This is a genomic window from uncultured Aquimarina sp., assembly GCF_947500065.1.
Lineage (GTDB): Bacteria > Bacteroidota > Bacteroidia > Flavobacteriales > Flavobacteriaceae > Aquimarina.
The window spans coordinates 119,274-126,036 of record NZ_CANMQT010000015.1 but is presented as its reverse complement, the minus strand read 5'-3'; the positions used below and the strand labels follow the sequence as shown (position 1 = coordinate 126,036).

The window sequence follows — 6,763 nt, the reverse complement described above, 5'->3', positions numbered from 1 at the left end:
AGTCTTAGTTTACTTTTCTTCCTTTTCTCTTTCTAAAATTAATCCTTTTTATTTATTTGCTAATCTAAAGGAGCGGAATCGAGAAACAATCACCCTTGGTTTTCAGTACATTTCGACTCCCTTCAATGTGACAGTGTAGTAAACATTCTGTTTTTCGGATAGCCTCATTTCCTCTTCCTCTGGGAGAAGATTAAGGTAAAAGGCTTTATTATGAAAACCTCTCATCCCTACCCGTCCGGTCAGGCGGGCTAACTCCAACACTCTTTCTCGCCCATCGCTAAGCGCTGTCGTCCAAGGAGAAGGAACTCTTTTAGGTTGTAAAACATTAAACAACAGCATGTTTTATATTGAACTCAGGTTTAAAATTCTAAATAATTAAGAAATAATGTCCTCCGAATTCCCACTATAGAATTCATTATTTATTTGTTACTACATCACTCACTCAACAGTTAAGTTCATTCACTCATAATTTCTATTCGTCTACTCATCTTCTTTTTATTCCTTGTTTATTATCCGCTACTTTGAATCATCAAATCAACAATGAGGGCCTTCAAAAAGTTGATTGGATTTCACATTAATTATAAACTTTTAAAATTTTTCAATTATGTCAGATCAACTTACAACAGAAGAAGTATCAACATTAAAAAAGAATGCTGAAGCTTATTTTAAGGAACAAGGAATTGATCCCTCAAAAAAACCAGAAAAACAATCAGCAAACATCGATGGAAAAGATTTATTATCAAAATCGATAATCACTCACCCTTGTTTTATACGCGCTACATCATATTTAGTATATACGTATATAGAAGTTTTAGTACCAGCAATAGGATATACATTTAAAGGAAGTTCCGGTGGATTAGGAATAGGAGATATTGGCGCAGCTGGTGTTATATACTACACCGATGAAGCTAAATTACTATCAACAGAAGCTTTTGGAGTGGTTTATGGCGCTGAATATGGCGGTGTTTTACAAGTTACTTGGGGTTCTCACGGAAATGCTACTGCTGCGGGAATTGGAGAAGGTGGCGGAGCCTTTGGAGGTAGCGGTAAATGGGAAAAGAATTAATATTAAAATTCTTCCATAAAAGAAAAATTAACTTTTAAATAAAATATCATGAGTGTTAGAATTAGATTAACCGTAATAAACAATACAGGTGCTGATATAAAATGCACAAGTATTAAGTGCAAAAAATTTTTAGACCTACAAGTAGGTTCTGTTGTGGCAGACAAAGGTAAAGCGATTTTTTTATCAGAAACATCTGACCGAATTTTCTGTGAATTTAGTCAAACAAATAATCCAGATGCTGGAAAATGGCAGATGGGTATGACAAGTCCTAAGCTTTCTGACAATAATGCATACGGGACTTTTATGGCCGGTTTGCAGAAATATAAAAAATCAGGAAGCCCTCTGGAACTCACTTATATATTAGGTACTAAGAATAAAGCAGATTGGGATAATGGAGATAAAGATGAAGGTAATACTATAACCTTTGGAGACTGCTCTTAAATCAAAGAAAAAACTTTGTTTTTCATAAGGCTAACTTCATATAAATAGTACGCTATTTTTAGATGCTGATGATAGCAAAGTGTACCCCGCACTTTGCTTTCTTTCTCACTACATAAATTATGAAAACTTTATAATCACCTGAATAACAGAGATTAAAACTTTTCATTAATTTCAAAACATATTATTACACAAAAACATACAACCTAATTCCCTTGATAGTTAAGGGTTATAACCAATTTAAATATTAATTCTTATGGCAACTATACCAATACAAATTAGTCTAAGAAAAAAAGGCGCTGATAAATCTGCATTTAGCTGTACTATGAGTACAAATGATTTTGAAAATTTTAAAAATGTTATGCAAGGTAAGGGTGCCTTAGGCACCAGAGCTAACCCTCTACCAATTGGTAATTTTTTAAAAAAAGATGTTATTGACTCAGAAGAAATTCCTGATTTTCATTGGGGAGATGAATTGATAATGGAAATACAAGGAGATGGTCCCAAATTGCTTTTTTGTGAACTTAGAAATACCAATAAAGATTTCACTAATGATTATGGAGAAAATGAGAAAGATGATTGGGGCAATATTTTTATAAAAAGTGCAACCACTGGATATACTCCTGCTCCAAACGGATCTTTATTTATATATCCGGTATACAACGATTCTATATCAAATGCCACTTGTGCTCCTATCCAGGGAACAAATGACTATGACTTTCATGAGATTTATATTTCTTATAGTATAGTATTTTCCTGGGAGTTAAGCATTGAAGGAAATCAGAAGACTGAAAAATACTTTTTTGTTCATGATCCTGTAATAAAAGTTAGTTCTAACACTCCTCCTCCGGAACTATAATAATTTATGTTTATGTATCGTAAACAAAGTAAAAGACTGTTTCTAATTATTCTATTATTTTTCAACCTATCTTTTTCTCAAAATATGAAGAAAGCTGATAGTTTACTGCACATTCTGGAAACACGTAGTTTATCAAAAAAAGAACAAGCAAAAACACTAAGATTAATTGCTTTTTTTCATACCGACCTAAATGCAGCCTTACTTTCTGCAAAACAATCTTTAGAAATAGCAACAGAAATTGGAGATCCAATATTTCAAGCAGAAGCTTTAGAGGAAATTAGTCACTTAGAACGTAGGCTTGGTAATAATAGTCAATCATTTGATGCCTCTTTAGAGGCCTTACAAATTTATGAGTTAGAAGGGTTAAAAGAAAGACAAGCAGCATCGTATAATCAAATAGCAAGTAATTATATGGTAGATAAGGATTATCATTTAGCCATTGACTATTTGAAAAAAGCCACTGTTATTTACACAAATTCTAACGAATTAATAAATCAAGCAAGTACGATCCTTAATCTTGGAGAAGCATATCGCCTGGAAGGACATTTGGATAGTGCAGTAACAAGTTTCCAAGAGACTTTAAAACTCAATGATCTTATAAAAAATGATTTAATAGAAGGGTATTCGTTAGGTAATCTAGGTATGGTATATTCTGCGCAAAACAACCTAGCTTCCGCAAAAGAAAATCTAGACAAAGCGATTATCATCCTTGCTAAATTAGGCGATTCGTATTCTACCTCTATTTACCTTGCAGAATTAGGAGAAGTTTATGCAAAAGAAACAGCATGGACACTAGCTGAAGAAAAGTACCAGGAAGCCTTAGCTATGGCAAAACAAGCTGGTCTTAAAGAACAAATCAGAGACTTTAGTGCAATGTTATCGGGTTTCTATGAGAAACAACAACAATATTCGCAGGCACTACAATACCAGAAATTGTTCCAAATATATCAAGATAGTCTGGTGAATAAAGAGAATATTCAAAAAATAGAACAATTAAAGTCTGGCTATGAAATAGATAAGCGTGAATCAGAAATAGGACTACTCAATAGGATTAATTCGAATCAAAGATATGCCGTTGTCTTGTTGATTACTGGTATTCTATTAGTACTCTTTTTTGTATACCTATTGTATAGCGGTAATAAAAAGATCAAAAAAGTGAATAGTATCTTATCGCATCAAAAAGATATGATTACGAAACGTGAACAAGAAAAAGCCTTGTTACTTCGAGAGTTAAACCATCGGGTAAAAAATAACTTACAGATGATCTCTAGTTTATTAAATCTACAAAGCAACGAACTCACAGGGCTTGCTGCAAAAGATGCTATTGTTTCTGGTAAATATAGAGTAGAAGCATTATCACTAGTTCATAGAAAACTATACCAAGAAGGTGTGGATACTCGTATTTTTATAAAAGAATACATTGAAGAGCTGGTATTAGGCCTTTTTCATGGATATGGAGCTAAATTTAAACCAGAATTTAATATTGATAACATTAGTATTCATATTGATATGGCGATTCCGTTAGCACTCATTATCAATGAATTGATTACGAATGCACTTAAATATGCATATAACGATATAAATCATCCAATACTGAAGATAATAATAGCACAAAAAACGAAAGGCCATTTACGCATTCAGGTTTTAGATAATGGAGTAGGTTTCGAAACTATTGAAGGTGAGAAAAGTAATTCTTTTGGGATCAAACTTATTCGTTCTTTAGTAGAACAGTTAGAAGGAACAATTAAAAAAACAACTAGTAACGGAACGCATTGGGAATTGAATGTGAATGTGGCTTAACTTAGAATATATGGAGCATCAAACTTCAAAAGTGAAAGTACTTATAGTAGAAGATGAGATCTTGTTGGCTCAGGATATCTCGCATAGATTGATCAATATTAATTATGAGGTAATTGGTATTGCTCCTAGTGTGAATGACGCTTTAGGATTAATTGCAGAAAACCCCAATATCGATATTATATTAATCGATATTATATTAAAAGGAGATCGAGATGGAATTGAGCTAGCAGATATTATTAATAAGCAATACGATATTCCTTTTATATTTCTAACATCTCATGCAGATACTCATTTCATTGAGCGTGCCAAAAGCGTATATCCCTATGCCTATATTCTTAAACCATTTAACGATAGACAAGTTAGTGTGGCTATAGAACTAGCATTATTAAATTTTTCTAATAAAACACCAGAAAGAGATTTATTAGATAGTAAAGAATATACAACTACCGATAATCAGGTATTGCAAATCAAAGACAGTTTATTTCTTAAAAAAGATCATCATTTTGAACGTGTACCGTTAAAGGAAATTTTGTTTTTAGAAGCTGACAGTAATTATTGTACGATATATACTAAATCGAACCAATTTGTATACTCTACAGTTCTAAAGAAAATAGAAGCACAATTACCTCTAGATCAGTTTTTGAGAGTACACAGAAGCTATGTAATTAACATCCATTCAGTTAATGGATTTGAAGGAAATATGCTATTTATTGATGACAAAAAAATCCCCGTAGGTAAAACCTATAAAAATGATGTTTTTAAGTTGTTTCATACTATTTAATGCAACTTTATTTAAGATAACTTTCGGATATGTTTAATGTCTTATAAGTTACCTTTATAATAAAAGGTTAGCTATGTTTACATTATTTAAGAAAAAATCGGAAAAAGAACAACTTCATAAAAAGTATACATCTTTAATGGAAGAATCTTATAAATTATCTCATACGAATCGTAAAGCTAGTGACGATAGACAAGTTGAGGCTGAAGAGATCTTAAAAAAGATAGAACAACTTCAGGACTAATCTATAAAATCCGTTTCTATAAGCTTTGAATATAGTATCATCATATATTTTTCTATTACTAATGACTTCTACTCTATTAATTTTTGATTTTGAAAGAAATTCAAATCTATCGAATTGGAATATAGTTAATGATGGAGTCATGGGTGGTTTATCTCAAGGAAAATTCAAAATTAATACTGATGGAAACGCCCTTTTCTCAGGAACTATTTCTTTAGAAAACAATGGAGGTTTTTCCTCTGTTCGTTATCGTTTTACTACTAAAGAAGTAAAAGGATATACTAAAGTTTTAATTCGACTGAAAGGAGATGGTAAAAAATATCAATTTAGAATAAAATCCGATGCATATGATCGTTACTCGTATATTGCGCATTTCAAAACCACGGGAGATTGGCAAACTATTGAGATTTCCTTATCAGAAATGTATCCAGCTTTTAGAGGACGAAAATTAGATATTCCTAACTATCCATCAGAAATTATGCAAGAAATTGCTTTTTTAATAGGAAATAAAAAGTCGGAAAGTTTTAAATTAGAAATTGATAAAATAGAATTGAAATAAATACTTACATAAAGTTATCAAAAGGATTCTCTTCATAATACCGCCAAAGGTTCATTTATTGGATATCATAGGCCCTGCACATATTTTTTATGAAGCTAAAGAATATGGAGCTAATATTGAATTGCATTTTGTCACAATAAATAATGATACTCAGGTTAATAGCAGTGCGGGATTACATTTCGCTAAACTTACTCCTTTTTATGAGTTTCAATTATCGGCAGAAGATTTCATATTTATTCCTGGTATTGAGTTTTCTTTAATTTCTGATACTAATTTCTATTTGAAAAATAAATCATTTTTTAAATGGATCAAGAATCAATATGACAACAATGCTCAAATATGCTCCGTGTGTACAGGTACTTTCTTAGTAGCTGCATCTGGAATATTGGATGGTAAAAGCTGTACTACTCATTGGAAATACTTTTCAGAATTTAATCAAACATATTCCGAGATTGAGCTTATAAAAAATAGATTATTCGTAGTAGAAGAAAGATTATACTCTAGTGCAGGTGTTACATCTGGTATTGATTTAGCATTGTATATTTTAGAAGTTGAATTTGGCTCAAAACTAGCTGCAGATGTGGCAAAAGAAGTAGTGATCTACTTTAGGAGAAGTGAATCTGATCCACAACTGAGTATTTTTCTTCAATACAAAAACCATCTGGATACCAGAGTTCATGATGCTCAAGATTATATGATTAAGCACATTGATTCCTCTTTTGTCTTACAAGATATTGCAGACAAAGTCTATATGAGTCCCAGAAACCTAACTCGTTTATTTAAAAAAACCACAGGAATAACTATTGGAAATTACCTAGAAAAGCTTCGAGTTGATAGAGCAATACAATTATTGATTGAAGGAAATAAGGTAGATTATGTCTCTGACCAATGTGGTTTAAAAAGTACAAATCAACTAAGAAACCTTCTTAAAAAACACAAAGAAATATTACCAAAAGATGTAAAAACTTTGTTATAAAATGTCCTGATACTTCGCATTGTTGTCCTTTTGGGTAGACTAAAAG

Annotated in this window: 8 protein-coding genes; all 8 read left to right on the top strand. The window is 31.7% G+C overall.

The genetic code is table 11. The annotated features are described in order from the left end of the window. The first annotated feature begins 604 nt into the window (after positions 1–604). The 8 genes from Q0975_RS26135 (at position 605) to Q0975_RS26100 (ending at position 6,717) form a co-directional block, all read left to right on the top strand. Positions 605–1,066 carry a hypothetical protein gene (locus Q0975_RS26135; RefSeq protein WP_299443135.1) on the top strand — a complete coding sequence of 154 codons (462 nt, stop codon included), beginning with the start codon at positions 605–607 and terminating at the stop codon, positions 1,064–1,066. A 48-nt stretch (positions 1,067–1,114) separates the two neighbouring features. Beyond that, on the top strand, positions 1,115–1,507 hold the full coding sequence (locus Q0975_RS26130) for a hypothetical protein (protein WP_299443132.1): 393 nt from the start codon (positions 1,115–1,117) through the stop codon (positions 1,505–1,507). Positions 1,508–1,760: 253 nt separating this feature from the next. Next, entirely contained in the window at positions 1,761–2,363 is a 603-nt protein-coding gene (locus tag Q0975_RS26125; RefSeq protein WP_299443129.1) for a hypothetical protein, read from the top strand. Between the two features lie 84 nt (positions 2,364–2,447). Continuing rightward, complete coding sequence (locus Q0975_RS26120; RefSeq protein ID WP_299443127.1) at positions 2,448–4,163, top strand: histidine kinase dimerization/phosphoacceptor domain -containing protein; 1,716 nt, start codon at positions 2,448–2,450, stop codon at positions 4,161–4,163. 10 nt (positions 4,164–4,173) lie between these two features. Then, positions 4,174–4,944, top strand: a complete 771-nt coding sequence (locus Q0975_RS26115; protein WP_299443124.1) for a LytTR family transcriptional regulator DNA-binding domain-containing protein — start codon at positions 4,174–4,176, stop codon at positions 4,942–4,944. A 73-nt stretch (positions 4,945–5,017) separates the two neighbouring features. Then, positions 5,018–5,185, top strand: a complete 168-nt coding sequence (locus tag Q0975_RS26110; protein WP_299443121.1) for a Lacal_2735 family protein — start codon at positions 5,018–5,020, stop codon at positions 5,183–5,185. Between the two features lie 61 nt (positions 5,186–5,246). Next, positions 5,247–5,741, top strand: a complete 495-nt coding sequence (locus Q0975_RS26105; protein ID WP_299443118.1) for a CIA30 family protein — start codon at positions 5,247–5,249, stop codon at positions 5,739–5,741. Between the two features lie 16 nt (positions 5,742–5,757). Beyond that, complete coding sequence (locus Q0975_RS26100; protein WP_366889646.1) at positions 5,758–6,717, top strand: DJ-1/PfpI family protein; 960 nt, start codon at positions 5,758–5,760, stop codon at positions 6,715–6,717. Positions 6,718–6,763: the final 46 nt, after the last annotated feature.